The sequence below is a fragment of the Kitasatospora sp. NPDC056531 genome, assembly GCF_042794375.1.
GTDB lineage: Bacteria > Actinomycetota > Actinomycetes > Streptomycetales > Streptomycetaceae > Kitasatospora.
This window is the reverse complement of sequence record NZ_JBHTTU010000257.1, coordinates 1,634-3,265: the sequence shown is the minus strand read 5'-3', so window position 1 is coordinate 3,265 and position 1,632 is coordinate 1,634. Positions and strand designations below refer to the sequence as shown.

General features: G+C 57.2%; 1 rRNA gene. It reads right to left on the bottom strand.

What is annotated here, in order from left to right:
• Positions 1-1,270 (bottom strand): 23S ribosomal RNA (locus ACFQ87_RS45260); the annotation flags it as partial.
• Positions 1,271-1,632 lie beyond the last annotated feature (362 nt).

The following is a 1,632-nucleotide window of genomic DNA, read 5'->3' as shown; positions in this document are numbered from 1 at the left end:
AATGACACGACTTCGGTGATGTGCTTGAGCCCCGCTACATTGTCGGCGCGGAATCACTTGACCAGTGAGCTATTACGCACTCTTTCAAGGGTGGCTGCTTCTAAGCCAACCTCCTGGTTGTCTCTGCGACTCCACATCCTTTCCCACTTAGCACACGCTTAGGGACCTTAGTCGGTGTTCTGGGCTGTTTCCCTCTCGACCATGGAGCTTATCCCCCACAGTCTCACTGCCACGCTCTCACTTACCGGCATTCGGAGTTTGGCTAAGGTCAGTAACCCGGTAAGGCCCATCGCCTATCCAGTGCTCTACCTCCGGCAAGAAACACGTGACGCTGCACCTAAATGCATTTCGGGGAGAACCAGCTATCACGGAGTTTGATTGGCCTTTCACCCCTAACCACAGGTCATCCCCCAGGTTTTCAACCCTGGTGGGTTCGGTCCTCCACACGGTCTTACCCGCGCTTCAACCTGCCCATGGCTAGATCACTCCGCTTCGGGTCTTGGGCATGCAACTCAAACGCCCTATTCGGACTCGCTTTCGCTACGGCTACCCCACACGGGTTAACCTCGCTACACACCGCAAACTCGCAGGCTCATTCTTCAAAAGGCACGCAGTCACGGCCCACCAGCAAGCTGGTGAACGACGCTCCCACGGCTTGTAGGCACACGGTTTCAGGTACTATTTCACTCCGCTCCCGCGGTACTTTTCACCATTCCCTCACGGTACTATCCGCTATCGGTCACTAGGGAATATTTAGGCTTAGCGGGTGGTCCCGCCAGATTCACACGGGATTTCTCGGGCCCCGTGCTACTTGGGAGATGAGCAAGCAAGCCGTACAGATTTCGTCTACGGGGGTCTTACCCTCTACGCCGGACCTTTCGCATGTCCTTCGACTACCCATACGGTTTCTGACTCGCCCAGCCGCCGGCAGACGACTGAAGCTCATTCCCACAACCCCGCATTGGCAACCCCTGCCGGGTCTCACACCAATACGGTTTAGCCTCATCCAGTTTCGCTCGCCACTACTCCCGGAATCACGGTTGTTTTCTCTTCCTGCGGGTACTGAGATGTTTCACTTCCCCGCGTTCCCTCCACACTGCCTATGTGTTCAGCAGCGGGTGACAGCCCATGACGACTGCCGGGTTTCCCCATTCGGACACCCCCGGATCAAAGCTCGGTTGACAGCTCCCCGGGGCCTATCGCGGCCTCCCACGTCCTTCATCGGTTCCTAGTGCCAAGGCATCCACCGTGCGCCCTTAAAAACTTGGCCACAGATGCTCGCGTCCACTGTGCAGTTCTCAAACAACGACCAGTCACACACCCTCGATGATCCGAAGACCACCTCAAGTGAGGCCGGCAACCTTGAGACAACGACCTCACGGCCGTTCCCTCAGGACCCAACAACGTGCCCGACACAGTCAATCCCAGATCGCGTTCCACGCCGAAGCAGTACTAACGACCGATCTCTTCCTGTGCCGAATAGTCAACGTTCCACCCATGAGCAACCGTGCAGGACACTCGCCTGCAACCGGCGTATTGCTCCTTAGAAAGGAGGTGATCCAGCCGCACCTTCCGGTACGGCTACCTTGTTACGACTTCGTCCCAATCGCTGGTCCCACCTTCGACGGCTCC